Here is a 25,621-nt window from a genome sequence, read left to right as displayed (position 1 = left end):
GAGGTCACCTGTAGCAAACGGCCTTCGCCGCCTGCACGACTTCGGCCACGTTCGGCAGCGCGAGCTTCTCGAGGTTGGCCGCATAAGGCATGGGAACGTCCTTGCCGGTGACGCGGATCACAGGTGCGTCAAGATAGTCGAACGCATTTTCCATGATGCGCGTGACGATCTCTGCGCCGACACCGGATTGTGGGAAGCCCTCTTCCACCGTGACACAGCGGCCCGTCTTCATGACCGAGGCCACGATGGTGTCGGTGTCCATGGGACGGATCGTGCGCAGGTCTATGACCTCGGCGTCGATCCCTTCCTTTTCCAGCTCCTGGGCGGCCTTGAGTGCATAGGTCATGCCAATCGAGAAGGACACGATGGTGACGTCCTTGCCCTGGCGGTGGATTCGCGCCTTGCCGATCGGCACCGTGAAATCATCGAGCTTCGGCACCGGGAAGGATTGTCCGTAGAGGATCTCGTTTTCCAGGAAGACGATGGGGTTCGGATCGCGGATGGCGCTCTTGAGGAGCCCCTTCGCGTCGGACGCCGTGTAGGGAGCGACGACCTTCAGCCCCGGAACGTTCGAGTACCAGGCAGCATAGTCGTGGCTGTGCTGCGCACCTACGCGGGCCGCGGCGCCGTTGGGGCCGCGGAACACGATGGGCGCGCCGAGCTGGCCGCCGGACATGTAGAGGGTCTTGGCCGCCGAGTTGATGATCTGGTCGATCGCCTGCATGGCGAAGTTGAAGGTCATGAACTCGACGATGGGGCGCAGCCCCGTGAAGGCCGCGCCGACGCCGACGCCGGCAAAGCCGTGCTCGGTGATGGGCGTGTCGATCACGCGCTTGGCGCCGAATTCCTGCAGCAGGCCCTGCGTGACCTTGTAGGCGCCCTGGTACTCGGCCACCTCTTCGCCCATGACGAAGACGCTGTCGTCCTTGCGCATCTCCTCGGCCATGGCATCGCGAAGCGCTTCGCGCACGGTCATGGAGACCATCTCCGTGCCTTCCGGAATCTCCGCCATCGCATCATGCGCGGTGCGATTCTGGATCACGTAGGGAGACGCGGGCTCCGCCACTGGCTTTGCGTCGGTGCCTGGGATTGAGTCGGCCGACGGCCGGTCAGCCATCCCTTCACGCTCCATATCGGGAGTCGGCGCAGGTTGTGCTTCCGGTGCCGGGGCAGCTGGCGCCTTCGCCGAGGAGGCTGCGGCCGACACGTCCTCACCCTCGCCCGCGAGGATCGCAATGGGGGTGTTCACGGCGACATTGTCGGTTCCGTCGGAAACCAGGATCTTGGCCAGGACGCCCTCGTCGATGGCCTCGACCTCCATGGTCGCCTTATCGGTCTCGATCTCGGCCAGCACATCGCCGGGCTTGACCTGATCGCCCTCTTTTTTCAGCCACTTGGCCAGTTTGCCCTGCTCCATGGTGGGCGAGAGGGCAGGCATGAGAATATCGATCGCCATTAAAAGACCTGTTTTGATTGTCGCAGCGGCGAGATTCAGGGAGAAGCGGCGTCAACACGCCGCTTAGAGAAGAATGTCCGTATAGAGCTCGGACGGATCGGGCTCTGGATCGTGCGTGGCGAACTCGGCCGCCTCGTTGACGATCTCGCGCACCCGGCTGTCGATCGCCTTCAGCTCGTCTTCCGACAGCTTCCAGCTCTCCAACAGACGGCGGCGGACCTGCTCGATCGGATCGTGCTCCTCGCGCATGCGGGTCACCTCGTCCTTCGTGCGGTACTTGGCCGGGTCGGACATGGAGTGGCCGCGATAGCGGTAGGTCTGCATCTCGAGGATGTACGGCCCTTTGCCCGAGCGGGCATGCTCGATGGCGCGCTGCCCGGCGGCGTAGACTGCACGGATGTCCATGCCGTCGACCTGCTCGCCCGGAATGCCGAAAGACACGCCACGCTTGGAGAAGTCGGTCTGGGCCGAGGCACGCGACACCGCCGTGCCCATGGCATAGCGGTTGTTCTCGATCACGTAGACCACGGGCAGCTTCCAGAGCTGCGCCATGTTGAAGCTCTCGTAGACCTGACCCTGATTGGCCGCGCCGTCGCCGAAATAGGTCAGGCAGACATTGCCATTTTCGCGATAATGGTTGGCAAACGCAATGCCGGTGCCGAGCGACACCTGAGCGCCGACGATGCCGTGGCCGCCATAGAAATGCTTCTCCTTGGAGAACATGTGCATGGAGCCGCCCTTGCCCTTCGACAGGCCGCCCCGGCGTCCGGTCAATTCGGCCATGACACCCTTCGCGTCCATGCCACAGGCGAGCATGTGACCGTGGTCGCGATAGCCGGTGATCACCTGGTCGCCCTCTTTCGTCGCCATCTGCATGCCGACGACGACAGCTTCCTGGCCGATATAGAGGTGGCAGAAACCGCCGATCAGACCCATGCCGTACATCTGGCCGGACTTCTCCTCGAAGCGCCGGATCAGAAGCATGTCGTTATAGGCGGTCAGATCTTGGTTCTTGTCGAATTGTGGGGAATTGAGAGCAGCTCCGCGTGTGGAGCCTTTAGTGGAAGTGGTCTTGTTAGCCGCGCCTGCACCGGCACGGCCCGCCTTGCGGGCAGCAACAGCCATCGGGTCCTCCGAAGGGTTTCCTCGACGAAAGTTGTAGCGCAGACGAAGGGGGAAATCGAGTGGGCTAAAAGCGGTTTTGCGGTGCACAATGAAACAGGCAAGCGTCTGTTTTTGTTATCAAAATTTCAATTAACTTGATTCAAGTTAAGCAGAACTTTTGGGCTATGCTTAATCAGGGACCCGTGATGATGACAAGGTCGTTCTTGTGCACACGTCCTAACATTACGCGTGCTCTTTCCTCGAGCAGATCCCGGTCGATCTGATCGCTCCGCAACAGGGCGATGCGGCGCTCCCAGTCGGAGCGCTGAGTCTTTAAACCCGCAAGCTCGTCCGAAAGTTCGGCAACCTGGGCCTCATATTTTTGTCGAGCCTCAATACCGCGTGCACCGCTATGGGCGTGATGCACGAAGTAGCCGGCCACAGCCGCTGAAATGCTATAAAGCACCAGCGGGATCAGGAATCGTCGTGCGCGTCTGCGGATTACCATGAGGCTGAGTCTTACAGCAGCATGGTTAAGAAGGCGTTGAGAGTTGCGCGCGAAGCGCTATTGCCCCCTCGATGTCATGCCCGGCCTTGTGCCGGGTTATCCACGTTTTGAACCCGGAAAACGTGGATGGCCGGGACGAGCCCGGCCATGACGAAGAGTAAAAGTTCTTTTGTCTCGGGTAGGATCAGGCCAATGCCTTCAAAGCCGTGCGGCCTGCGTACTGCGCCTGGGAGCCCAACTCCTCCTCGATGCGGATGAGCTGGTTGTACTTCGCAAGCCTGTCCGAGCGGGCGAGTGAGCCGGTCTTGATCTGCCCGCAATTCGTGGCAACGGCCAGATCCGCGATGGTAGCGTCCTCCGTCTCGCCCGAACGGTGCGACATGACGGCCGTATAGCCGGCGCGGTGGGCCATATCGACAGCCGCCAGAGTCTCGGTGAGCGAGCCGATCTGGTTGACCTTCACCAGAAGCGAGTTGGCGACCCCCTGTTTGATACCCTGTGAGAGGCGGCTCACATTGGTGACGAAGAGATCGTCGCCTACGAGCTGACACTTGTTGCCGATGAGATCCGTCACGGCCTTCCAGCCCTCCCAATCGTCCTCGGACATGCCGTCCTCGATGGTGGCGATGGGGTAGGCGGAAACGAGCTTGGCGAGATACTCGGCTTGCTGCTGCGGGGAGAGCTTCTGGCCCGTGCCCTCGTAATGGTAGGCGCCGCTCTTGAAGAATTCGGTAGCGGCGCAATCGAGGCCGATCACCATGTCCTTGCCGGGTATGTAGCCGGCCTGCTCGATGGACTTCATGATGAAGTCGAGGGCAGCCTCTGCGGACGGCAGGTTCGGGGCGAAGCCGCCCTCGTCACCCACATTGGTGTTATGGCCGGCATCCTTCAGGGCTTTCTTCAGGGTGTGGAACACCTCGGCACCCATGCGCACGGCTTCGGCCAGGGTCGGCGCGCCGACCGGCATGATCATGAATTCCTGGAAGTCGATCGGATTGTCCGCATGCGCTCCGCCGTTGATGATGTTCATCATCGGCACCGGCAGGACGCGGGCTTGCGTGCCGCCCACATAGCGGTAGAGCGGCAGCGTTGAAGCTTCGGCCGCCGCCTTGGCGACCGCCAGCGAGACGCCCAGGATGGCATTGGCGCCGAGGCGTGCCTTGTTCGGCGTGCCGTCGAGCTCGATCATCGTCTCGTCGATGGCGACCTGCTCTTCTGCATCCATGCCGCCGATGGCGTCCAGGATCTCGTTGTTCACGGCATCGACGGCCTTGAGCACGCCCTTGCCGAGATAGACCTTCTTGTCGCCGTCACGCAGTTCGACCGCCTCATGGGCACCGGTGGAGGCACCGGAGGGTACGGCAGCGCGACCCATGGAGCCGTCTTCGAGAGTGACATCCACCTCGACGGTGGGGTTGCCTCGGCTGTCGAGGATCTGGCGGGCAAAGACGTCGATGATCGCGGTCATAAAGCAGGCTCCTGCTGGCTGAAGTGCGGCCGGATCAACCCGGAAGCGGGTGCGGCCTCAAGTCATGGATTGGCTTATTGACCGAAATACCCAGGTGAGCAAGGACGGCAAGAGCTTCATCCCCTCGATCCAAGGCGAAATCATATGACAGAAACCACTCTCCAGCTCGGTCAGGCAAGCGCCCTCCCCGATTCACCCGAGACGGCGCAGCTCGACCGGGTGCCGAACCCGCATCCCGACACCGACTATCTGGCTCGCTTCACAGTGCCGGAATTCACCTCGCTCTGTCCGGTGACGGGCCAGCCGGATTTCGCCATTCTGGTGATCGACTACGTGCCAGGACCCTGGCTCGTCGAATCGAAGTCGCTGAAGCTCTACATGCACAGCTTCCGCAACCACGGCGCCTTCCATGAGGATTGCACGGTCGCCATCGGCAAGCGTTTGGCGGATCTGCTGGAGCCCCGATATCTGCGCATCGGCGGTTACTGGTACCCGCGCGGCGGCATCCCGATCGACGTGTTCTGGCAGACCGGTGAGCTGCCGAAGAACCTTTGGCTCCCGGACCAGGGCGTTGCTCCCTATCGCGCCCGCTGAGCCGCCTGCCGCGTCAGGACGATGGATGCCGTGAGGCCGACGCCGAGGATGACGAGGGCGGCACCAGATGTCGCCCCCGTCAGCCCGATGTTACGCAGGCCGAGTCCCATCAGGACGACGCCCAAGGCCTGACCACAGAAGAACGAAAACGCATGAAGCGCCACGGCCGACGCTCGGGCGCCTGGAGCCACCTCCGTCACCTGAGCCTGGAAGGTGTTGTGGAGCATGTAGAAGCCGAGGCCCATGAGCACCAGGGCCGCCGCATCGAGCTTCCAGTCTCCGCCCAGGCCCAGAATCACCAGCGCGGCACCGGCAAAGAAACCTCCGCCCAGGAGGATCTTGCCGATGCCCATACGCCTGAGCATCCAGGTCACCAGGACGGAATAGACAAGGCCACCGACGGCAAATCCGCCGATGGCGAAGCCGGCTTCCGCCGCCCCGCCTCCGCCGCGCTCCTCGAGCAGCGGCGCTATATAGGGAAAGATCCCGAAGACCGCGATGCCCTCCACGAAGACGAGGCTGAACAGGGTCAGTGCGCGTGGGTTGGAGAGAATGTCCCGGTAGCGCAAAAGAGCGCTTCTCATATCGAACTGACCGCCCGGCGGCGCGTTTCGGAAGCCTAAGACGATGGTTGCCAAGGACAAAGCCACCATGAGGGTCGAACATGTAAAGACGCCACGCCATCCAACCCATTCTGCCATCAGCCCTGCAAGGGAGGATCCCGCCAGCTGACCGATGATGACGGCGACCATGTAGCGGCTCAAGGCCACCTGACGTTGGGCCATTTCAACCCGGTCGCCGATCAGCGCCAGGGAAACCGGGATGGATCCGCCGGCTGCCGCGCCAGCAATGACGCGAAGAGTGAAGAGCGTTTCGGCATTCGGCGCGAAGATGGAGCAGGCCAGGGCCAGGAAGAGCAGAGCCAGCGCCACTTTCATGACGCTCTCCTTGCCCAGCGCATCTCCGATGGGGCCCAGAATCGGCTGGATGAAGGCGTAGGGCAGCGCGAAGGCGGCTGAGAGCAGCGCGATGGTCTGCGGCGCGGAGCTCAAGTCCCGGGCGATGACGCCGACCATGGGTTCGACCGCGCGGCCGGAAAAGGTGCTGGCAAAGCCGCTGGTGGCGAGGATCAGGATCAGATTGCGCGAGGACATGAAATCCTACGAATGAGGCCGCGAAAGCACTAACTGCTTATCACGGCCTCGCCGCAACGCGAGGGAGCAGGAACGCAGACCTGCTCTCCTGAAAAATCATGGAAGGACCTTAAGCCACCCTACCCTTAGCCAAAGCGTCGAAGGCCTTCAGCTGAGCGAGCAGCGCCTCGATCTCCTTGAGGGGAACCATGTTGGGGCCGTCGGATGGTGCCTTGTCCGGATCCTGGTGCGTCTCGATGAAGACGCCGGCGACGCCGACCGCCACGGCTGCGCGGGAGAGAACGGGCACGTATTCCCGCTGCCCCCCGGAGGTCGTGCCCTTGCCGCCGGGCTGCTGCACGGAGTGGGTAGCGTCGAAGATCACCGGGGCGCCCGTCTCGGCCATGATCGGCAGGCTGCGCATGTCGGACACGAGGGTGTTGTAGCCGAAGGAGGCGCCGCGCTCGGTGAGCATCACGTTCGGGTTGCCCGCCGCCTTCACCTTCTCGGCGACATTCGCCATGTCCCACGGGGCGAGGAACTGGCCCTTCTTGACGTTAACCACCCGGCCGGTCTTGGCCGCCGCGACCAGAAGATCCGTCTGGCGGCAGAGGAAAGCCGGGATCTGAAGAATATCGACCACTTCTGCCACCGCGGCGCATTGGTCGTTCTCGTGTACGTCGGTAATGACTGGAAGCCCGTACCTTTCCTTCACCTCGGCGAAGATGGCGAGTGCCTTGTCCAGCCCGATGCCGCGGGCGCTGGAGATCGATGTCCGGTTCGCCTTGTCGAATGACGACTTGTAGACGAGACCCAGGCCCAACCTCCCGGTGACCTCCTTGAGCGCAGCGGCCATTTCCAGCGCATGATCGCGGCTTTCCATGGCGCAGGGCCCGGCGATGATGCTGAGAGGCAAATGGTTCCCGAAGCGGACGGAGCCGGCCTCGACGACGGCAGGGTGCTGTTTGGTATCGGTCATGCGTCGTCACTAGCCTTTTTGCTCCGAAAGGCAAAGTGGCGATGTGCCATGGGGCCCCGAGTTCCGAGGCGACGGCGATTCTACGAGGAAGCGCCGATTTTTACCGTAAGCACTGAAAACAGTAACCTTCCCTTAGATAATTGGCTAAAGACTATAGAAGTCACTGCAAACACTAAGAAAATTTACCGCTGGCGCTCGGGAGGCGCTCCGATGTCAGATCAGGACAAAATGCAGGAACTCGTTGCGATCCGGACGGCTCTTGGCTTCACTCAGAGCAGGATGGCGCATGAGATCGATATGAACCTGCGCGATTATCAAGCCTTCGAGTGGGGAGAAGTCGAGATTCCAGATCTCTATCTCAGGGCTATCGAGCGGATTGCGATGCTCCACGCGGTGCGCCACAGGAACCCGATGATGGTGCCGCCCGCCATGCGGGCAGAAGCCCTTCAATTTGCCCGGCTTGTCGATATGGAGGCCTGACCGGCAGGCCTCCCATAATCTCAGCGAACCTTAGAACGTCATTGCCGCGGCATTGATGATGCCGGCTGACAGCGATGAAGCTCCGAGAAACAGGGCCGCCGCCATCTCGCCTGCGGCGATGCGCTGCGAGAGGTTGGGCATGACGATCCGTACCAGCCAATAGACGACGATCTGCACGGCCAGAGCGACAAGGCCCCAAACGAGACAATCGACGATCGTCTGGGCATGCACGATCGCGCTGGCGAGCGGAAGGGCGAAGCCGACAAGGCTGAAACCAAGCGCCGTGGCCGCCGAGATCACGTTCTCCCGGATCAGGGCGAATTCGTTGTGCATGGTCGCAAGGGTGTAGATGGCGAGATAGAGCCCCACCAGAGCGACGGCGAGCACGAAGAAGATTAAGAAATCGGGCAAGCCCGCGAGAGAAGAAGCCACGGGAAAGTCCCCCACCGGTTGTTTATTTTCAACCGCTTAAGGGAACATAGTTAAGATTACGTTGGCTCGAACGCGATTGCGACCCCGAAAGCAGCGCTCGCCGGTATGATGAGCCGGCTGCCGATATGCTGATAAGGAATCTCGGCGGCATCGAGCGACTTGGCCTGATGGTGGATGTCCGCGACGCGAACCGCGAAGGCGACGAAGGAAGGCTCGTCGAGTTCGGCCTCCACCGAGCCATAGATCTCCGCGGCATCGTCAGGCGTCAGGACGTCAACATGGCTTTCGCCCAAACGGAATGACAGGTCATCCCCATCGGGGCTTCCGGGTTGCACGCCGGTGAAAGCGCTCAGAAAGGCGCGTAGCTGCTCCGGCTCTGGGGAGGCCAGAGTGACGGACGAAATGTGAGTCGCCTGGTTGTCGTGGCGCTGGAACTCCGGGTTCCAGAAGTTCTCAGGATAGTGCTGCTGGCAGACGAAGAAGCCGGCCTTAGGGGAGAGTTCCGCTGACGCAAAGGCCAGAGTGAAGGCGACCTTGGTCTCACTGCCGTTGGGCCGGCGTCCGGTGCGCTCGAAGTGAAACGGCTCGAAGGCCCCGATGCCTTTCTCGGAAAAGAGAGCGGCGTCGGCCTTGGCATCCTGGCTGTCGAGCACCAGCATGGCCAGACCTTCGCGGGACCGAAGGTAATCCTGCACGAAGGCTCCGAAACTGAAGGCGCTCGCCTGGTGGGGCGCGATGGCCGCCCCCTCGCCTAGGGAGATCAGTTCGATGAAGGAGCCGGGAAACTGGATGATCCGGTTCTCTGTGCCCCAGGGATGCCGGTTGCGCGATCCAACCTGAAATCCGAGACGCTGGTAGAAATGCCCGGCTTGATCAAGATCCTGGACGGCAACAACGAGATGGTCGATACGGCGGGTCATCGGGCTCTTTCCAACAGTGAGAGCATAGACTTAGAGCGCCGTGCAGGTTTTGACCAAGATGCCGGCTTACACCTTATCGAAAATCGACACATCGTGGCCGGGCTTGTCCCGGCCATCCAGGTTTGAGCGTGCACGACGTGGATCTCCGGAACAAGACCGGGGATGACGAAAGCGGGGATGCCGGGGCTTGTCCTAAACCAGTCGGCTTTGCTCCACAGCCGCGTGGATGAAGCTCTTGAAGAGTGGGTGCGGCTCGAACGGACGCGACTTCAGCTCGGGGTGGTACTGCACGCCGATGAACCAGGGATGGTCCTCGTACTCCACGATCTCGGGCAGGATGCCGTCCGGCGAGACGCCGGAGAAGCGCAGGCCTTTCGTTTCCAGCCTGTCGCGATAGGACATGTTCACTTCGTAGCGGTGCCGGTGGCGCTCGGAGATTTCCGTGCCGCCATAGATCTCCGCCACCTTGCTGCCCGGCTTGAGCGAAGCCTGATAGGCGCCGAGCCGCATGGTGCCGCCGAGATCGCCGCTTGCCGTGCGCTTCTCAAGCTCGTTGCCGCGGAGCCACTCGGTCATGAGGCCGACCACCGGCTCCGGCGTCGGGCCGAACTCGGTGGAGCTGGCATCCTGAATGCCGGCGAGCGACCGCGCCGCCTCGATGACCGCCATCTGCATGCCGAAGCAGATGCCGAAATACGGCACCTTGCGCTCACGGGCGAAGCGAGCTGCCCGGATCTTGCCCTCGGCGCCACGCTGGCCGAACCCGCCGGGTACCATGATCCCGTGGATACCCTCCAGGAATGGAGCCGGATCCTCATTCTCGAAGATCTCACTCTCGATCCACTCGAGGTTCACCTTCACCTGATTGGCGATGCCGCCATGATGAAGCGCCTCGATGAGCGACTTATAGGCATCCTTGAGGCCGGTATACTTGCCGACGACGGCGATAGTGACCTCGCCCTCCGGATTGTGGACGCGCTCGGAGATGTTCGTCCAACGGGAGAGGTTCGGAGCTTTCGCGGTATCGAGACCGAAGGCCGCCAGAACCTCGCTGTCGAGACCGGCCTCGTGATAGGCCAACGGCACATCGTAGATCGAGCGGGCATCCCGCGCCTCGATCACGGCCGTCTCGCGCACGTTGCAGAACAGAGCGAGCTTGCGACGCTCATCCTTCGGGATTTCCCGGTCTGTCCGGCACAGCAGGATGTCGGGCTGTATGCCGATGGAGCGCAGCTCCGCCACCGAATGCTGGGTAGGTTTGGTCTTCAGCTCACCGGCCGAGGGGATGAACGGCAGCAGCGTCAGGTGGACATAAATCGCCTGCCCCCGCTCCAGATCGTTGCCGAGCTGACGGATGGCCTCGAAGAACGGCAGGCCTTCGATGTCGCCCACCGTGCCGCCGATCTCGACTAGGACGAAATCGAAGCCTTCATTCCCGGTGAGCACGAAGTCCTTGATGGCATTGGTGACGTGCGGGATCACCTGGATGGTCGCGCCGAGATAATCGCCGCGCCGTTCCTTGGTGATGATGTCGAGATAGATGCGCCCCGTCGTGATGTTATCGGCCTTGGTGGCCGGCACGCCGGTGAAGCGCTCGTAATGGCCGAGATCCAGATCGGTTTCAGCGCCGTCGTCGGTCACGAAGACCTCGCCATGCTGGTAGGGACTCATCGTCCCCGGATCGACGTTGAGATATGGGTCGAGCTTGCGAAGCCGAACCTTGTAACCGCGTGCTTGGAGAAGCGCTCCCAGAGCCGCCGAAGCCAGACCCTTGCCGAGCGAAGACACCACGCCGCCGGTGATGAATACGTACCGCGTCATGGACCCCTATCCATAAATATCGGGCGCCGATTCGCAATCGCGAACCGAACCACCCGAAAGCCATCCACAAAAAGAGAGGGCCGGAAGCACCGGCCCTGGTTTCGTTTACTGCTGAGGCGCTGCGGGCGCCGGCGCCGGAGAGCTCGGAGCCGGCGTCGCCGGCTGATCGCCCTGGAGGCGCTGCAACTGCTCGAGCACGTTCCCACCGCCCTGAGCCGGAGCCGACTGACCCGGAGCCGCCGGCGCAGCACCGTCGAGGATCGAGCGCGGAGCGCGGGTCGAGGTCGCCATGACGGTGAGCGCAATGCTCGTCAGAAAGAAGAGGCCTGCCAGAATCGCGGTCGCGCGGGTGAGCGCATTAGCCTGGCCGCGCCCGGTCATGAAGCCGGAGACACCGCCACCTCCACCGCCGCCGAGGCCCATGCCGCCACCTTCGGAACGCTGTAGGAGAACCACTCCGATCAGGGCGAGCACGATGATCAGGTGGACGATGATGAGAACTGTTTGCATTGTTTAAAAACCTCAAGCGGCTGCGCACAAGGCGTCAGCCGCTCGCAATCCGTTCGTTGCCGCGGCCTGTAGCATAGGTGGGCGCAGGATCAAAGGGCCGCAAGCCGCCTTTTCGCACTTACCCCAGATAAGCCCCTGCAATGGCCAGGAAATCGGCCGCCACGAGGCTGGCGCCGCCTACCAGGGCGCCATTGACGTTGTCCACCGCCATCAGTTCGGCGGCATTGGAGGGCTTCACGGAGCCGCCATAAAGGATGCGGACCTTGGGCGCCTCAGACTTCCCGACGAGACGGCGCAGCTCCTCGCGGATGGCGGCATGGACCTCCGCCACGTCGGCGGCCGTCGGGGTCAGGCCCGTGCCGATGGCCCAGACAGGCTCGTAGGCGACGACGAGGTTGTGGCTGTTCGAATCGACCGGGATCGAGCCGCGGAGTTGCTTCTTGACCACTGCGAGAGCCTTGCCGGCTTCGCGCTCCTCCCGGGTCTCTCCGACGCAGACTATGGCGGTGAGGCCAGCCCGGTGGGCGGCAACCGCCTTGGCACAGACATCTGTGTCCTTTTCCCTGTGATACTGGCGGCGCTCGGAGTGGCCGACGATCACATAGGTCGCGCCGGCATCGGCCAGCATTTCGGCAGACAGGTCGCCGGTGAAGGCCCCCGATTCCTTGGCGTGGCAGTCCTGGCCGCCGATGGCGACCCGGGAGCCGACCGAGAGCTGTGCGAAATGACCGATCAGGGTCGCGGGCGGACACACGGCCAGTTCAACCTTGGCCTTGAGGCCCGGGGTGTAGCCGGCGTGGATCTCCTCCAGGACGTTGGACGAGGTCTTCAACCCGTTCATCTTCCAGTTGCCCGCAACCAGCGGGCGCGGCCTATCGACGCTCATGTAAGGCTCTCCTGTCACGCTTGATAACTTGGCACTAGCAGAGGCTTGAGCCCCCTTTCAACCAGACTTGCCCTTTTCGTGGAGGCGCTGATCGTTTATCGGCAGGTTTAACGAGTTTTTGGAAAACGGGTTCACGATGCTTCGGAACATGCGCAAGGCTGGGCAGACAGTCGTCGGCAAAGCCATCGCCACCATCTTTTTCGGCGCCCTTATCGTCAGCTTCGCCATCTGGGGCATCGGCGACATCTTCCGTGCAACGCCTGCTTCCACAGTAGCCACGGTCGGCGACACGACGATCACGGTGGATCAGACCCGCACTGCCTACACCAACGAACTGCAGCGTCTCGGACGTCAGTTCCGAACGGTCATCAGCCCCGAGCAGGCCCGTGCCTTCGGCCTTGACCAGCAGGTGGTCAACAATCTGGTGACCGACGCCGTCCTGGCTGAGAAGGCCCGGGAGATGGGCCTCTCCGTCTCAGACCAGCTCGTCGCGGCCTCGATCGTCAACAATCCCGCCTTCAAAGGCACGGACGGCCAATTCAACCGCGCCCTCTTCGATCAGGCTCTGCGCAACATCAACTTGTCCGAGGCCGGCTTCGTTCAGGAGCAGCGCTCCGCCATGGCGCGGCTTCACCTCGCCGAGGCGATCGCCGGCGATATCAATGTGCCTTTGGCCGCCAAGGAGGCTCTGCATCGCTATGCCAGCGAACGCCGGGCAAGCGCCTACTTTGTTCTGACGGCAGCCATGGCGGGTGACATCCCGGCTCCCACGGCTGAACAGCTCCAGACCTTCTTCAATGAGCGCAAGAGCTCGTTCCGGGCTCCTGAGTACCGGGCCGTGACGGCGATGACCCTCGATGCAGCCGCTCTGGCGAAGCCGGATACCGTGTCGGAGGCTGATGCCCACCAGCGTTACGAGCAGCAGAAGGCGAAGTACGGCAGCCCGGAGCGCCGGACGATCCAGCAGATCACCTTCCCGTCCCAGGCCGAAGCCGAGGCCGCCGCCAACAAGATCAAGGAAGGTGCGACCTTCGAATCCGTCGCGGCGGAACGCAACGTGTCCCCGCAGGATCTGGAACTCGGCACCTTCACGAAGGCCGAGATGCTCGATCAGGGTGTGGCGGACGCTGCCTTCAGTCTGGAACAGGGCGCGGCAAGCGCTCCGATAGCCGGCCGCTTCGGCCCCGTGATCCTGAGGGTGACGCAGATCCAGCCGGAAGCCGTGCGGCCGTTCGAGGAGGTCGCCGCGGAGCTTCGCCAGGAAGTCGCCCTAGAGCGGGCCCAGGGCCAGATCGAGCGGATCCATGACGAGATCGAGGATCTGCGCGCCGGCGCCAAGCCACTGGCGGACATCGCCAAGGAGAAGGGCCTGACCCTGGTGCAAGCCCCCGCGGTGGATGCCAACGGCCTCGATAAGGCCGGCAACCCCGTCGACATCCCCCAGAAGGATGCCTTGGTGAAGGCAGCCTTTGCGTCGGATATCGGCGTCGATAATGAGGCGCTGCGCACCGGCACCGGCTATGTCTGGTATGACGTGACCGGCATCGAGCCCTCCCGCGAGAAGAACCTCGACGAGGTCCGCGATCAGGTCGCCACCCAGTGGCGCGAGGATCAGGTCGCCCAGCGTCTCTCCGAGAAAGCGCGCGGGCTGACGGAGCGCCTGGAGAAGGGCGAAGCCATCGAAGCCGTGGCCCAGGAGGCCGGCGCAACGGTGAAAACCGCTACCGATCTCACCCGAAATGCCGCCAAGGACGATCTGACCGCCGAGGCCGTGAACCGTATCTTCGCCGTTCCGGTCGGCAAGGCGGGCCATGCCACCAACGGCACGGACGCGCGGGCGGTCTTCAAGGTCACCTCCGCCACGGTACCGCCCCTGGTCACCTCGACCCAGCAGGCGCAGAACACCGAGAACCAGCTCCGCACCGGCTTCGGCGACGACCTGATCAACCAGTACATCGCCCAGGTGCGCCAGGATCTCGGCGTGACCATCAACCAGCAGGCGCTGCGCCAAGCCACCGGCGGCGAATTGTAAGCCATGACGGTCGCGCCCGCCTTCGACACGTTCGCCTCAGCCTATGAAGCCGGCGAGGCGGGCGTGCTGCGCGCCACTCTTGTGGGCGATCTGCTGACCCCCGTCGCGGCCTTCCTCAAGCTGCGGCATGGGAGGAAAGGCTCGGCCTTCCTGCTGGAATCAGTCGAAGGCGGCGCGACCCGCGGGCGCTACTCCATGATCGGCCTTGACCCCGATCTCGTCTGGCGGTGCCAGGATGGCGTGGCATCCATCGACCGTCAGGCGCTGAGCGGGGTGCAGGAGTTCCGGGTGGACGAGCAGCCGCCCCTAGAGAGCTTGCGCGCGCTCATCAAGGAAAGCGCCCTGCCCCTTTTCGACGATCTGCCGCCCATGGCGGCTGGGCTCTTCGGATATCTGGGCTATGACATGGTCCGGCTCATGGAGCGCCTGCCAGAGCCTAACCCTGACGTGCTGGAGGTGCCGGACGCCATCCTGATTCGGCCCACCGTGATGGTGGTGTTCGATGCGGTCAAAGACGAGATCTCGCTCATCACGCCTGTGCGTCCTCGGGCGGGCATCTCCGCGCGAGCGGCCTATGAGGTGGCGCTGGCCCGCCTCGACGAGGTCACGGCCGCGCTGGAGCGCCCACTGCCCATAGACGACCGCACTGATCCGACGCACATTCACTTCGAGCCCCCGGTCTCCAATACCACGCCGGAGGAGTTCGAGGCGATGGTCGCCACGGCGAAGGATTACATTCGCGCCGGGGACATCTTTCAGGTGGTGCTGTCCCAGCGCTTTGAATCCGCCTTTCCCCTGCCCGCCTTCGCACTCTACCGGTCCCTGAGGCGGGTCAATCCGGCGCCGTTCCTGTGCTACCTGGATTTTGAAGACTTTCAGATCGTCTGCTCCTCGCCTGAGATCCTGGTGCGGGTCCGCGACGGCAGGGTTACGATCCGGCCTATCGCCGGAACCCGCCCGCGCGGTGCAACAGCCGCCGAGGACCGGGCCCATGCAGAGAGCCTGCTGGCCGACCACAAAGAACGTGCCGAGCACCTGATGCTGCTCGATCTCGGCCGCAACGACGTGGGTCGCGTCGCCGAGATGGGATCCGTGCAGGTGACGGATTCCTTCTTCCTCGAATATTACAGCCAAGTGATGCACATCGTGTCGAACGTGGAAGGTCGCCTCGACCCGAGCTTCGATGCACTCGATGCACTCATCGCGGGTTTTCCGGCCGGCACGGTCTCGGGCGCGCCGAAGGTGCGCGCCATGCAGATCATCGACGAGCTGGAGAAGGATAAGCGCGGGCCTTATGCCGGGTGCATCGGCTATTTCGGCGCTAATGGGGAGATGGACACCTGCATCGTGCTGCGCACGGCTGTCGTCAAGGACGGACGCATGGCCGTCCAGGCAGGCGCCGGGATCGTGTACGATTCTGATCCGGCCTCAGAACAGCAGGAATGCATCAATAAATCGAAGGCTCTGTTCCGGGCCGCCGAGGAGGCTGTACGCTTCGCCAGCCAGGCGAGGATTGGGCAATGAGTTCAGCATCAAGGCTTCCCTTGACCGGCGCCGCCTCATACGCGAACGTCGGCGCGCCATGACCCGCGTTCTCGTCATCGACAACTACGACAGCTTCACCTGGAATCTGGTGCATCTGCTCGGCCCTCTCGCCACGTCCGTCGACGTGGTCCGAAACGATGCCATCTCCACGGACGAGGTGCTCAGCCATCGGCCGGATGCCATCGTGATCTCACCCGGTCCGGGTACGCCGAATGACGCGGGAATCTGCCTCGATCTCGTGAAGCGCGCCTCGCCCGAGATCCCGACCTTCGGCGTGTGCCTGGGCCTTCAGACGATCGGCCAAGTCTTCGGCGGCACCGTCTCACGAGCCCCTCTGCCCATGCATGGCAAGGTCTCGGAGGTGGAGCACAATGGGCAGGCCGTCTTCCGGGGCATCAACGGATCCTTCAAGGCCACCCGTTATCATTCTCTCATCGTGGATCGGGAGAGCTGCCCTGACGACCTTCTCGTCACCGCAGAGACCGCAGACGGACTCGTGATGGGCCTGTCCCATCGGTCGCTTCCGGTCCATGGCGTGCAGTTCCATCCCGAAAGCATCCTGTCGGAGCATGGGGTGACGATCATGCGTAACTTCTTCGAGCTCGCGACGGATTGGAACGCCAAGCACCGCGCGACCGGCGGCACAGCCGCCCCAGCAGGACTGTAAAACCGATGGAATCGTTCAAATCCTACCTCGCCAAGGTTGCCACCGGCGCGTCCCTGACGCGGGATGAGGCCAGGGATGCCTTCGACGATCTGCTCTCCGGCGAGGTCACTCCCGCTCAGGGTGGCGCCTTCCTAATGGCGCTCAGGGTTCGGGGCGAAGCCCTCGACGAGATCATCGGCGCTGTTACCGCCATGCGCGGGCGCATGCTGCGGGTCAACGCTCCCGAGAAAGCCGTCGACATCGTCGGCACCGGCGGTGACCACAAGGGCAGCTACAACATCTCGACGCTCGCCTCGATCATCGTAGCCTCCTGCGGTGTTCCCGTTGCCAAGCACGGCAACCGGGCAGCCTCCTCCAAGTCAGGCACGGCGGACGTTCTATCGGCGCTCGGTGTGAAGCTCGGCCTCACCCCTGAAGGCCTAGAGCGCTGCCTGTCTGAGACCAAGCTCTGCTTCATGTTTGCCCAGACCCACCACGCCGCCATGCGCCACGTGGCCCCGGTGCGTGTGGAGCTTGGCACGCGCACGATCTTCAACCTTCTCGGCCCGCTCGCCAACCCGGCCGGAGCCAAGCGCCAGCTTCTTGGTGTCTTCTCAGAGGCTTGGCTTGAGCCTCTCACGCAAGTTCTGAAAGAACTCGGCTCTCACAAGGTCTGGACCGTGCACGGCTCCGACGGCCTTGACGAGATGACCACCACGGGCCCGACCTTCGTGGCAGCGCTGGAGAATGGCGCCATCCGTCGTTTCACCGTCACGCCGGAGGAGGTTGGCCTGCCGACCGCATCCCTGGATGACCTCCGAGGCGGCGATCCCGAGCACAACGCGGCTCAGCTGCACGCTGTTCTCGACGGGGCCCGCACAGCATACCGCGATGTCGCTCTGCTCAATGCCGCCGCTTCCCTCGTGGTGGCGGACGAGGCTGCCAACCTGCGCGACGGCCTTGAGCGCGCGTCCCGGGCCCTCGACAGCGGTGCCTCAAAGGCCACCCTCGAGCGTCTCGTCCAAGTCTCGAACGGTTGAGCAGACCATGAGCGACGTTCTCAGCCGGATCGAAACCTACAAGCGCCGAGAGATTGCAGCCGCCAAGGCCGCCGTGCCGCAAGCCGAGATCGAGCGACAGGCCCGCGAGGCCTCTCCTCCGCGCGGCTTCGCGCAGGCCATAGAGCGACACCTTGCCGAAGGGCGGCCTGCGCTCATCGCCGAGGTGAAGAAGGCGAGCCCCTCCAAAGGGCTGATCCGCGTCGACTTCGACCCACCGAGTCTCGCCCGCGCCTATGCCGAAGGCGGCGCCACATGCCTGTCCGTCCTCACCGACGAGCCATCCTTCCAGGGCAGGCCCGAATATCTCAGTCAAGCCCGTGAGGCCTCAGGGCTCCCCGCTCTGCGCAAGGACTTCCTGTTCGAACCCTATCAGGTCTACGAGGCGCGCGCCTGGGGTGCCGACTGCATTCTCGTGATCATGGCGAGCGTCACGGACAAGGAGGCCCGGGCGCTGATCGACACAGCTCACAACCTCGGCATGGACGTGCTGGTCGAAGTGCATGACCGCGCAGAACTGGAGCGCGCCCTGCCGCTCGGCACCAAGCTCATCGGCATCAATAACCGCAATCTTCGCACGTTCGAGGTCTCGCTGGATGTCAGCGAGGAGCTGGCGCCCCTGATCCCCTCCGACCGCATCGTTGTCGGCGAGAGCGGCATCTTCACAATCCAGGATATCGAGCGTCTGACGAAGGTCGATATTCGTACCTTCCTGGTGGGCGAGAGCCTGATGCGGCAGGCGGACGTCGTGGCGGCCACCCGCAGGCTCCTTTTCGGCGAGGTCGCATGACGAAGCTCACGCATCTCGATGCATCGGGTCAGGCGAGCATGGTCGACGTCTCGGACAAGGGCGTCACCACCCGCACCGCAATCGCCGAGGGATGCGTAGTCATGGAGGCAGAAACCCTTGACCTGATCCGCCACGGCGAAGCGAAGAAGGGCGACGTTCTGGGCACGGCGCGCCTTGCCGGAATCATGGCCTCCAAGCGCACGCACGAACTCATTCCGCTCTGCCACCCCCTCCTCATCTCCAAGGTGAGGGTGGACTGCACCCTCGACGAGAGCCTTCCCGGCGTGCGCGTCAGCGCCGAGGTGAAGGTATCGGGCCAGACTGGGGTCGAGATGGAGGCGCTGACCGCCGTTTCCATCGCCTGCCTGACAATCTACGACATGGTGAAGGCTGCCGATAAGGGCATGCGGATCGAGAACGTCCGCCTGCGCCGGAAGAGCGGCGGACGATCGGGGGATTTCGAGGCGCCATGAGCCTGATTTCGGTCGAGGACGCCCTGTCCCGGGTGCTGGCGAGTGTCGAGAAACCACTCGAGACCGAGCAAGTCCCCCTCGCCTCCTGCGCGGGGCGCACCCTTGCCGAGGATCTGAGCGCCCTGCGCGACCAGCCGCCCTTCCCGGCCTCCGCCATGGATGGCTATGCCGTACGCAGCGCCGATTGCGCGCAGGTCCCCATAACCTTGCAGGTGGTCGGCACGAGCGCTGCCGGATCCCGCTATTCTGGAACTGTGGCCTCCCTGGAGGCCATTCGGATCTTCACAGGCGCCCCCATGCCGGACGGCGCCGATGCAGTGGTGCTGCAGGAGGACGCGGACCGCAACGGCGATGGGGTGACGATCAAGGAAGCGCCCCGCCCCGACCGCCATATCCGCACGGCCGGGCTCGATTTCCGTGCCGGCGATGTGCTGCTGCAGGCGGGTCTGCGCTTGGATTCCCGCCATGTCGCCTTGGCTGCCGCCATGGGCCATGGGGTGCTTCCCGTTCATCGCAAGCCGCGTGTTGCCATTCTCGCCACAGGAGACGAACTTGTGCGGGCGGGCGAGTCTGTGGGCCCTGATCAGATCACCGCCTCAAGTCTTCCGGCTACGATCCTGATGGCCGAGAAAGCCGGAGCCGAAGCCATTGACCTCGGCATTGCCCGCGATACCCTCGAATCCCTCGATGAGCGAATTCAGGCCGCGCGCGATGCGGGTGCTGACATCCTCGTCACCCTGGGCGGCGCCTCGGTGGGCGAGCACGACCTGGTGCAGAAGGCCCTGAGCCGCCAGGGCATGAATCTCGGCTTCTGGCGCGTGGCCCTGAGGCCGGGTAAGCCCCTGATGCACGGACGCCTCGGCTCGACCCTGCTCCTGGGCCTTCCCGGCAACCCGGTCTCCTCCCTCGTCTGTGCCGTCCTCTTCCTCGTGCCCGCAATCCGTGCCCTCTTGGGCGACCAGAGAGCCTCCGAGGATCCGGCGGAGGATGCAATCCTCGGAGCGGATCTGCCGCCCAACAAAGAGCGGCAGGACTACATGCGGGCCTCGCTTGCACTGCAGGACGTGCCCTTGCACCTCGCTCATGGGCCCACCCGAGTGATGCTGCCGGTTGCAACCCCGCATCTGCTCCAGGATTCTTCCATGCTGAGCATCCTGGAACGCTCCGACGCTCTGCTGGTCCGACCGCCGCACGCTCCGGCGGCGGCCGCAGGGGAGCCCTGCCGGGTTATTAGGTTGGGGCGGTTTTGCTAGGAACTACATAGCCACTTTTACAAGCATTATCTCTTAGCAGAGACAGAACTTTTGGGCCTGAATGGGCACCGGCTTCTAACAAGCGTTTTCCACCACAAACGATAGACATGTGCGTTCCAGGCAATGGCAGTTGCTTAACTACCCACATTATGAAACTATATAATATTAAATAAGCTAGGCCTTTAAAGTTTTATAAGGGGTACAAATGGCTGTCGAAATCATCAATGGCTCTGAAAATGCCGATCTGTTTGATGTCATCGCACTCATATCAGGTCAAGATGGGCTAATTTACAACGGTTTGAATGGTGATGACGTTTTCAGGGTTAATGCAGGCGTGTCACAAACCAGCATCTATGGAACTAATGGAGCTGGTGACTTCGCGGATACGCAATTCGATACCATCGATCTCTTAGGCTCTGCTCATTTCAACTCAATCGTCGGAATCGACGTCCTAAGATTCGCGCCCCTGAATTTTGCAACAACCCTGAGCTATAACGCCAACAGCTCTTTCGGTGTATCGAAGGTAGTCGGATCCGCGACTGGCATCGACATGATTCACTTTGCTAGTGCTTCTGAATCTGTCGACCTCGATCTTTCAAAGACCGTATTTGAAAAATGGAGCCGCGCCAATCAGACCATTCTGGTCGAGATGAATACCGATACGACAAGGATCAACGATGATCGCTTTGTGGGGAGCGCCGCTGGCGAACGAGTCACAGCCGGAAACGGTCGCGACCTGCTCTATGGTAACGCAGGTAACGATTATCTCGATGGTGGCGATGGCATCGACGTGCTCGACGGCGGTGAGGGCAACGACACCCTGATCGGCGGTGGAGGCGAAGGCCCGAACATTCTTAAGGGCGGCAACGGCAACGACGTCTATAAATTCAACGAGAAAGTCGACATCGTCATCGACACCGGCGGCCTCGATAGCCGGATGGTGTCCAAGACGACAACCATGTCCTCTAAGGACAAACTCGAGGGCTTGGCCGCAGATGAGACCGCTGGAGGCAAGTCGATCAATCTGACCGGTAATGCCAAAGCGAACCTGCTCATCGGCCATGCCGGCAAGAACTCCCTCAAGGGCATGAACGGCAACGACATCCTGGAAGGACGCCTTGGGGTTGATCAATTGGATGGTGGCGCCGGCAATGACCAGCTCTGGGGTGGGCTCGGAAACGACAGGCTCACTGGCGGCGCAGGAAGGGACACCTTCTATTTCGACACGGCCTTGGGCAGCAATGTCGACAAGATCATCGGCTTCTCGACGAAGGACGATCGGATCGCACTCGACCGTGACATCTTCACCGCCCTCAGCGGCGGCAAGCTCGCCTCGTCGGCCTTCTATATCGGCTCAAAAGCGAAGGATGCTGGTGACCGGATCATCTATAACAAGTCGACCGGCGCCCTCTCCTACGATGCGGACGGCACCGGCACGGCTGCCGCAGCCATCAAGTTCGCCACGCTCGACAAGAACCTCAAGCTGACGGCTTCAGACTTCATCCTCGTCTGAGAACTTACACCTTCTCACGGTTTGCAGCCCGCCTTGGTTATAACCAAGGCGGGCTTTTTGTTGCCTGTCACTGGCGCAGGAAAACTCTGGCAGCCGACCGTGATCGCCCAGACTCTTTGCATGCCGGGCTGATCACTCGTCTCGGCTCTGCCGCTCGCGGAATCACGCAAAGCCTCAATGGCTTTGCATCCGCCCGCCATGTCATGGCCTGGAAACGTATCCATCCTTCGCAACTGCTCGCTCGATGATATACGCATGGAAAAACCGGCCTCCCTTGCAGGAAGGCCGGCCTGATGTTGTCTAATATAACGTATCTTACGTTAGATAAAGAAGAGCTCACCAGCCTTGAAGTTCTTCAAGGCCTTGTTGTTGGTGAAGGTTGCCAGTTCGATCGCAGCCTTCGACCCAGAGCCATCGGCGTCGTAGTAGAGCACGCGCTTCTTCGTGTCATAAACGAAGTAGTCGTCCGCTTGCTTCGCCTTGTCCCCCACAGTGAAGAACTTGCTCGCCAGTTTCACCGGCTTGGTCTCGGTGCCCTTCTTGATCGCTGCGTAAAGCGACTTGTTGCTCTTGAACAAGGTGTTCTCCAGCCAGATCGAGTCGTCCTTCACGCTGTAGTCCTTGATCGTGTCGAAGTTGACCTTGCGATCCGTCTTGGACGTGCCGAGCTTGCCGTCGAACACGAACACGTCCTTGCCCGTGCCACCCCAGAGCGTGTCGTTGCCGTACCCGCCCCAGAGCTTGTCATTGCCGGCACCGCCATAGAAGACGTCCTTATAGTTCTTGGTCTTATTGCCCTTGATCACGTCGTTGAGGGGGCTGGCCATGGCGGCCGTCATCCTCTCCTGGGTCACATCCGTGACGCCGATGGTGATGTTTTCCTCATAGGAGAGACCGGTGCCGTTCTTGTCCGTTACACGCACTCTCACCGTGTGAGATGTCGCCTGCTCGAAGTCGAGCATGACGCCGTTGGCGACGACGAGCTGGTTGCCACTGATCGCGAACCGGCCATCCGGATTGACGAGGGAGTAGACAAAGCCTCCCGTGTCATTGGGATCCGTTGCGCCGAGCGTTGCCACGGGAACACCCGATCCGGTGAGTTCCGCCACTGTCCCACCGCTCAGGACAACGATGTCGTTCGGCCCTTGGTTCTGTGGTTGAACGGCAGGAGCCTCGGCATTCACGCTGACGTTCGTGTTTGTGGTAACTCCATTGTCATTGTCGTCGACGGTAATCGTGAAATTTGTCGCCTCGGCGGCCGATCCAGGCGCTTTATCCCGCGCATTGAAAATGAGAGCCTTCAGTGCGTTTGTGACGAACAGCGCCGTTCCTTCGATCGTGTAGGTACCGGCACTTCTGTCATAATCTCCGCTCCCAATGAACGACCCCTTCGAAGGATCGTCCATTTTTACGACAACAGTGAGAAGGTTGGAATCTGTGTCTGTGATCTTCAGACCCGAGAACGGTTGAATGTCAGTTCGATCTGATGTCGTTTTCACAACCGGATTCGCAGCCCCGGAGATGACCGGCGGGAGGTTGCCCGCTTCGTGGACTGTGACGTTGACGCTGAACCGGCCCGAAACGAGGGGGCCGTCATAGGCCTCCACAATCAAGTTCTTCAGCCCTACATCGCTCGCCGTCACAGCGCGGGCTGTGGTGATCTCCCCAGTCACCTCATCGATCTGGAACAGACCGTTTGAATTGCCAAGAAGCCGATACCGATTGTTTTGATAGGCCGAAGCCGTATCCGGATCGATAGCCGTGGCCACGACAACGTCAGCACCAGCTCCGGTCACGCCCGCTTGGATCGTGCCGGACGGTTCGGAGAATGTGATGGATGCTGCCGCCTCGTTGACGTCGTTGAGATAGACCTTGATCGTAGTGATCGGTGACTGCAGGCCGCCTGCACCGCTCTCCTTCGCCCGCACCTGAAGCTCGAAGTACTTCAGATTGCCTTCGGTTTTCAGAAGGTTGTTGCTCTCGAAATTCTGCGCCGAACCGGTGAAGGTGATCTGGCCAGAGTTGTTGATCGAGAACAAGCCGCCCGGATTGGTAACAAGCTCATATTGCAGCGTCGTGCCGCCGATATTGTCGTCACTTGATAGAACTGCGGCAATACTGAGCGCCGTCGGGTTTCCAGCCTGGTTTTCATTGATCGTCGCGACCGCTCCTGCATTCTGCACGACAGGTGCAGACGGAGGCGTGTTGACTGTAGAATCGTTGACGAAGATCGATACCGTTGCACTACCGCTCGACTGCAACGTTCCGTCCGAGGCGCGTACATGGTGGGTGAATGTTCCACCGCCCGGGGAGACCTGGATCTTGCTCGCATCGTGCACGACGATCTGCCAGATTCCCTGTGGCGTCTGGGTAATTCGGAATGCGCCATCCGCGCTGATCAGCCCTGAAGTTTCCTCAAAGACGAAGCTAGGCGTCGTCCCGTCCGGGTCGGTAGCTGTCAGAGTGCCCACCACATGGCCGTTCTGCTCAGACTCGCTGATTGGCCCACCGCTCGTATAGGTTGGAGTGTTCGGCGCCTCGTTGACGTTGTTGAGATAGACCTTGATTGTAGTGATCGGTGACAGCTGACCGCCTGTGCCGCTCTCCTTCGCCCGCACCTGAAGTTCGAAGTACTTGAGGTTGCCCTCGGTCTTCAGGTTGGGATTGTTCTCGTAGTCCTGCGCCGAACCGGTGAAGGTGATCTGGCCGGTGGCGCTGTTGATCGAGAACAGGCCACCCGGATTAGCAACAAACTCATAGGACAAGGTGGTGCCGCCGACGTTATCGTCGGAGGACAGTACACGGGCTATGTTGAACGACGCACCGCCCGCCTGGTTCTCGTTGATCGTCGCGACCACTCCTCCGTCCTGCACCACAGGCGCAGACGGAGGCTGGTTCGGTGTTGCGACAGGATTGACCGTGACCGTGACGGGTTGGACATGGGACAGCCCACTTCCATTCTTATCCGTCACCCTGACATAGACAGTATAATTCGTGGTCGTGGCGATATCAGGCAAGCCGGAAGGACCGACCGTAATCGCTCCAGTCGTGGCATTGACGGAAAAGTTCGTCGCAGTGATCGGGTTGCCCTGCGCATTGACCAGAGCATAGGCAAAGTTGCCGTTTTGGGCAGGACCGTCCGGATCGTCAACCGTGGCCGAACCCGTGAAGGCATCGCCGGCAGCTGCATTCTCTGAGAGAGCATTGTTGACAGTGTAGCTGATGCCCGTGGGCTTCTCGTTGACGTCGTTGAGGTAGACCTTGATCGTTGTAGCGGTCGATGTCAGGCCGCCGGCACCGCTCTCCTTCGCCCGCACCTGAAGTTCGAAGTACTTGAGGTTGCCCTCGGTCTTCAGGTTGGGATTGTTCTCGTAGTCCTGCGCCGAACCGGTGAAGGTGATCTGGCCGGTGGCGCTGTTGATCGAGAACAGGCCACCCGGATTAGCAACAAACTCATAGGACAAGGTGGTGCCGCCGACGTTATCGTCGGAGGACAGTACACGGGCTATGTTGAACGACGCACCGCCCGCCTGGTTTTCATTAATCGTCGCGACGACACTATCCTGCACAACAGGCGCGGACGGAGGCTGGTTGAGCGTCCCTCCTTCGTTTACGATATCTTTGAGATAGACATCGTAAACGCCTTCGTGGACAGTTTCGGCCTGACCAGGAGCAAATACGTCTACTGTGATCTGACCGTGAATTGGTCCTTCAGGATCTTCGTAGTCAAACCTTGTAGGCCCACCGTCCTTTACTACCAGGAAGAAGCCATTGATGCGGTCTCCGATCACCTCGTAGCGATCATCGCCCCGAACTGAAAAAGTCAACTGGCCGGTCACAGGCCATGATGCCTCCCAGCCCTCGATGCGTCCGATGACAGTACCTGCCCCAACGTTTTCATTGATCTGGACAGAGTATGGATCATTGACGTTATCAGGGTTGCCTTGCGAGGCGCCGGTCTGCGCATTGGGGATTGACTTGATGGTGAGATTGAAAGCCATTATCCGGCTCCTGCCAATT

The 25,621-nt window shown here is 61.8% G+C and carries 22 protein-coding genes; 10 read left to right on the top strand and 12 right to left on the bottom strand.

The window, feature by feature from the left end; genetic code table 11:
* Positions 1 to 4 precede the first annotated feature (4 nt).
* From FHR70_RS15045 to eno, 4 genes are all read right to left on the bottom strand, one after another.
* Entirely contained in the window at positions 5 to 1,456 is a 1,452-nt protein-coding gene (locus FHR70_RS15045) for a pyruvate dehydrogenase complex E1 component subunit beta (protein ID WP_183451474.1), read from the bottom strand.
* A 63-nt stretch (positions 1,457 to 1,519) separates the two neighbouring features.
* A complete protein-coding gene (gene pdhA / locus FHR70_RS15040; RefSeq protein ID WP_183451472.1) occupies positions 1,520 to 2,581 on the bottom strand; it encodes a pyruvate dehydrogenase (acetyl-transferring) E1 component subunit alpha in 1,062 nt (353 codons plus the stop codon).
* Positions 2,582 to 2,753: 172 nt separating this feature from the next.
* Complete coding sequence (locus FHR70_RS15035; protein ID WP_183451470.1) at positions 2,754 to 3,068, bottom strand: FtsB family cell division protein; 315 nt, start codon at positions 3,066 to 3,068, stop codon at positions 2,754 to 2,756.
* A gap of 184 nt (positions 3,069 to 3,252) precedes the next feature.
* Complete coding sequence (eno, locus tag FHR70_RS15030) at positions 3,253 to 4,536, bottom strand: phosphopyruvate hydratase (protein ID WP_183451468.1); 1,284 nt, start codon at positions 4,534 to 4,536, stop codon at positions 3,253 to 3,255.
* 144 nt (positions 4,537 to 4,680) lie between these two features.
* On the opposite strand from eno, the gene queF reads away from it, so the two are divergent.
* Complete coding sequence (queF, locus tag FHR70_RS15025; RefSeq protein WP_183451466.1) at positions 4,681 to 5,130, top strand: preQ(1) synthase; 450 nt, start codon at positions 4,681 to 4,683, stop codon at positions 5,128 to 5,130.
* Here the strand turns inward: queF and FHR70_RS15020 are convergent.
* Both FHR70_RS15020 and kdsA read right to left on the bottom strand, forming a co-directional pair.
* Positions 5,115 to 6,284 (bottom strand): MFS transporter, encoded by a 1,170-nt coding sequence (locus tag FHR70_RS15020; RefSeq protein ID WP_183451464.1) that lies wholly within the window; start codon positions 6,282 to 6,284, stop codon positions 5,115 to 5,117. The two genes, queF and FHR70_RS15020, sit on opposite strands and share 16 nt — an antisense overlap.
* Before the next feature lie 109 nt (positions 6,285 to 6,393).
* A complete protein-coding gene (gene kdsA / locus FHR70_RS15015; protein WP_183451462.1) occupies positions 6,394 to 7,242 on the bottom strand; it encodes a 3-deoxy-8-phosphooctulonate synthase in 849 nt (282 codons plus the stop codon).
* A gap of 210 nt (positions 7,243 to 7,452) precedes the next feature.
* On the opposite strand from kdsA, the gene FHR70_RS15010 reads away from it, so the two are divergent.
* Positions 7,453 to 7,722 (top strand): transcriptional regulator, encoded by a 270-nt coding sequence (locus tag FHR70_RS15010; protein WP_183451460.1) that lies wholly within the window; start codon positions 7,453 to 7,455, stop codon positions 7,720 to 7,722.
* A 30-nt stretch (positions 7,723 to 7,752) separates the two neighbouring features.
* Here the strand turns inward: FHR70_RS15010 and FHR70_RS15005 are convergent, their stop codons facing one another.
* The 5 genes from FHR70_RS15005 to tpiA form a co-directional block, all read right to left on the bottom strand.
* The gene (locus tag FHR70_RS15005; protein ID WP_183451458.1) at positions 7,753 to 8,154 is read right to left on the bottom strand and encodes a DUF350 domain-containing protein; all 402 of its coding nucleotides are present in this window, start codon (positions 8,152 to 8,154) and stop codon (positions 7,753 to 7,755) included.
* A 56-nt stretch (positions 8,155 to 8,210) separates the two neighbouring features.
* Positions 8,211 to 9,074: a VOC family protein gene (locus tag FHR70_RS15000; protein WP_183451456.1), complete on the bottom strand. Its 864-nt coding sequence runs from the start codon at positions 9,072 to 9,074 to the stop codon at positions 8,211 to 8,213.
* Positions 9,075 to 9,266: 192 nt separating this feature from the next.
* A complete protein-coding gene (gene pyrG / locus FHR70_RS14995) occupies positions 9,267 to 10,895 on the bottom strand; it encodes a CTP synthase (protein ID WP_183451454.1) in 1,629 nt (542 codons plus the stop codon).
* Positions 10,896 to 11,000: 105 nt separating this feature from the next.
* Positions 11,001 to 11,405 carry a preprotein translocase subunit SecG gene (gene secG / locus FHR70_RS14990; protein WP_183451452.1) on the bottom strand — a complete coding sequence of 135 codons (405 nt, stop codon included), beginning with the start codon at positions 11,403 to 11,405 and terminating at the stop codon, positions 11,001 to 11,003.
* Between the two features lie 118 nt (positions 11,406 to 11,523).
* Positions 11,524 to 12,291 (bottom strand): triose-phosphate isomerase, encoded by a 768-nt coding sequence (tpiA, locus tag FHR70_RS14985; RefSeq protein WP_183451450.1) that lies wholly within the window; start codon positions 12,289 to 12,291, stop codon positions 11,524 to 11,526.
* Positions 12,292 to 12,427: 136 nt separating this feature from the next.
* Between tpiA and FHR70_RS14980 the strand changes: the two genes are divergently transcribed.
* The 8 genes from FHR70_RS14980 (at position 12,428) to FHR70_RS24365 (ending at position 21,601) form a co-directional block, all read left to right on the top strand.
* Positions 12,428 to 14,323 carry a SurA N-terminal domain-containing protein gene (locus FHR70_RS14980; RefSeq protein ID WP_183451448.1) on the top strand — a complete coding sequence of 632 codons (1,896 nt, stop codon included), beginning with the start codon at positions 12,428 to 12,430 and terminating at the stop codon, positions 14,321 to 14,323.
* 3 nt (positions 14,324 to 14,326) lie between these two features.
* Positions 14,327 to 15,847 (top strand): anthranilate synthase component I, encoded by a 1,521-nt coding sequence (gene trpE / locus FHR70_RS14975; protein ID WP_183451446.1) that lies wholly within the window; start codon positions 14,327 to 14,329, stop codon positions 15,845 to 15,847.
* A 58-nt stretch (positions 15,848 to 15,905) separates the two neighbouring features.
* Entirely contained in the window at positions 15,906 to 16,535 is a 630-nt protein-coding gene (locus tag FHR70_RS14970; protein ID WP_183451444.1) for an anthranilate synthase component II, read from the top strand.
* Between the two features lie 5 nt (positions 16,536 to 16,540).
* Positions 16,541 to 17,554, top strand: a complete 1,014-nt coding sequence (trpD, locus tag FHR70_RS14965; RefSeq protein ID WP_183451441.1) for an anthranilate phosphoribosyltransferase — start codon at positions 16,541 to 16,543, stop codon at positions 17,552 to 17,554.
* Between the two features lie 7 nt (positions 17,555 to 17,561).
* Complete coding sequence (gene trpC / locus FHR70_RS14960) at positions 17,562 to 18,362, top strand: indole-3-glycerol phosphate synthase TrpC (RefSeq protein WP_183451439.1); 801 nt, start codon at positions 17,562 to 17,564, stop codon at positions 18,360 to 18,362.
* On the top strand, positions 18,359 to 18,835 hold the full coding sequence (gene moaC, locus FHR70_RS14955; RefSeq protein WP_183451437.1) for a cyclic pyranopterin monophosphate synthase MoaC: 477 nt from the start codon (positions 18,359 to 18,361) through the stop codon (positions 18,833 to 18,835). Before trpC ends, moaC begins: the two co-directional genes overlap by 4 nt.
* Positions 18,832 to 20,088, top strand: a complete 1,257-nt coding sequence (locus tag FHR70_RS14950) for a molybdopterin molybdotransferase MoeA (RefSeq protein WP_183451436.1) — start codon at positions 18,832 to 18,834, stop codon at positions 20,086 to 20,088. Before moaC ends, FHR70_RS14950 begins: the two co-directional genes overlap by 4 nt.
* A 205-nt stretch (positions 20,089 to 20,293) precedes the next feature.
* A complete protein-coding gene (locus tag FHR70_RS24365; protein WP_183451434.1) occupies positions 20,294 to 21,601 on the top strand; it encodes a calcium-binding protein in 1,308 nt (435 codons plus the stop codon).
* Positions 21,602 to 21,921: 320 nt separating this feature from the next.
* On the opposite strand, the gene FHR70_RS14940 is transcribed toward FHR70_RS24365, so the two are convergent.
* On the bottom strand, positions 21,922 to 25,602 hold the full coding sequence (locus FHR70_RS14940; protein WP_183451432.1) for a cadherin domain-containing protein: 3,681 nt from the start codon (positions 25,600 to 25,602) through the stop codon (positions 21,922 to 21,924).
* Positions 25,603 to 25,621 lie beyond the last annotated feature (19 nt).

It is taken from the genome of Microvirga lupini (assembly GCF_014191055.1).
Lineage (GTDB): Bacteria > Pseudomonadota > Alphaproteobacteria > Rhizobiales > Beijerinckiaceae > Microvirga > Microvirga lupini_A.
This window is presented reverse-complemented; position numbering and strand designations above follow the sequence as displayed.

Coding starts and splice junctions, on each gene's coding strand:
- FHR70_RS15045 (WP_183451474.1), bottom strand. CDS start 1,456: ATGGCGATCGATATTCTCATGCCTGCCCTCTCGCCCACCATGGAGCAG.
- pdhA (WP_183451472.1), bottom strand. CDS start 2,581: ATGGCTGTTGCTGCCCGCAAGGCGGGCCGTGCCGGTGCAGGCGCGGCT.
- FHR70_RS15035 (WP_183451470.1), bottom strand. CDS start 3,068: ATGGTAATCCGCAGACGCGCACGACGATTCCTGATCCCGCTGGTGCTT.
- eno (WP_183451468.1), bottom strand. CDS start 4,536: ATGACCGCGATCATCGACGTCTTTGCCCGCCAGATCCTCGACAGCCGA.
- queF (WP_183451466.1), top strand. CDS start 4,681: ATGACAGAAACCACTCTCCAGCTCGGTCAGGCAAGCGCCCTCCCCGAT.
- FHR70_RS15020 (WP_183451464.1), bottom strand. CDS start 6,284: ATGTCCTCGCGCAATCTGATCCTGATCCTCGCCACCAGCGGCTTTGCC.
- kdsA (WP_183451462.1), bottom strand. CDS start 7,242: ATGACCGATACCAAACAGCACCCTGCCGTCGTCGAGGCCGGCTCCGTC.
- FHR70_RS15010 (WP_183451460.1), top strand. CDS start 7,453: ATGTCAGATCAGGACAAAATGCAGGAACTCGTTGCGATCCGGACGGCT.
- FHR70_RS15000 (WP_183451456.1), bottom strand. CDS start 9,074: ATGACCCGCCGTATCGACCATCTCGTTGTTGCCGTCCAGGATCTTGAT.
- pyrG (WP_183451454.1), bottom strand. CDS start 10,895: ATGACGCGGTACGTATTCATCACCGGCGGCGTGGTGTCTTCGCTCGGC.
- secG (WP_183451452.1), bottom strand. CDS start 11,405: ATGCAAACAGTTCTCATCATCGTCCACCTGATCATCGTGCTCGCCCTG.
- tpiA (WP_183451450.1), bottom strand. CDS start 12,291: ATGAGCGTCGATAGGCCGCGCCCGCTGGTTGCGGGCAACTGGAAGATG.
- FHR70_RS14980 (WP_183451448.1), top strand. CDS start 12,428: ATGCTTCGGAACATGCGCAAGGCTGGGCAGACAGTCGTCGGCAAAGCC.
- trpE (WP_183451446.1), top strand. CDS start 14,327: ATGACGGTCGCGCCCGCCTTCGACACGTTCGCCTCAGCCTATGAAGCC.
- FHR70_RS14970 (WP_183451444.1), top strand. CDS start 15,906: ATGACCCGCGTTCTCGTCATCGACAACTACGACAGCTTCACCTGGAAT.
- trpD (WP_183451441.1), top strand. CDS start 16,541: ATGGAATCGTTCAAATCCTACCTCGCCAAGGTTGCCACCGGCGCGTCC.
- trpC (WP_183451439.1), top strand. CDS start 17,562: ATGAGCGACGTTCTCAGCCGGATCGAAACCTACAAGCGCCGAGAGATT.
- moaC (WP_183451437.1), top strand. CDS start 18,359: ATGACGAAGCTCACGCATCTCGATGCATCGGGTCAGGCGAGCATGGTC.
- FHR70_RS14950 (WP_183451436.1), top strand. CDS start 18,832: ATGAGCCTGATTTCGGTCGAGGACGCCCTGTCCCGGGTGCTGGCGAGT.
- FHR70_RS24365 (WP_183451434.1), top strand. CDS start 20,294: ATGGCTGTCGAAATCATCAATGGCTCTGAAAATGCCGATCTGTTTGAT.
- FHR70_RS14940 (WP_183451432.1), bottom strand. CDS start 25,602: ATGGCTTTCAATCTCACCATCAAGTCAATCCCCAATGCGCAGACCGGC.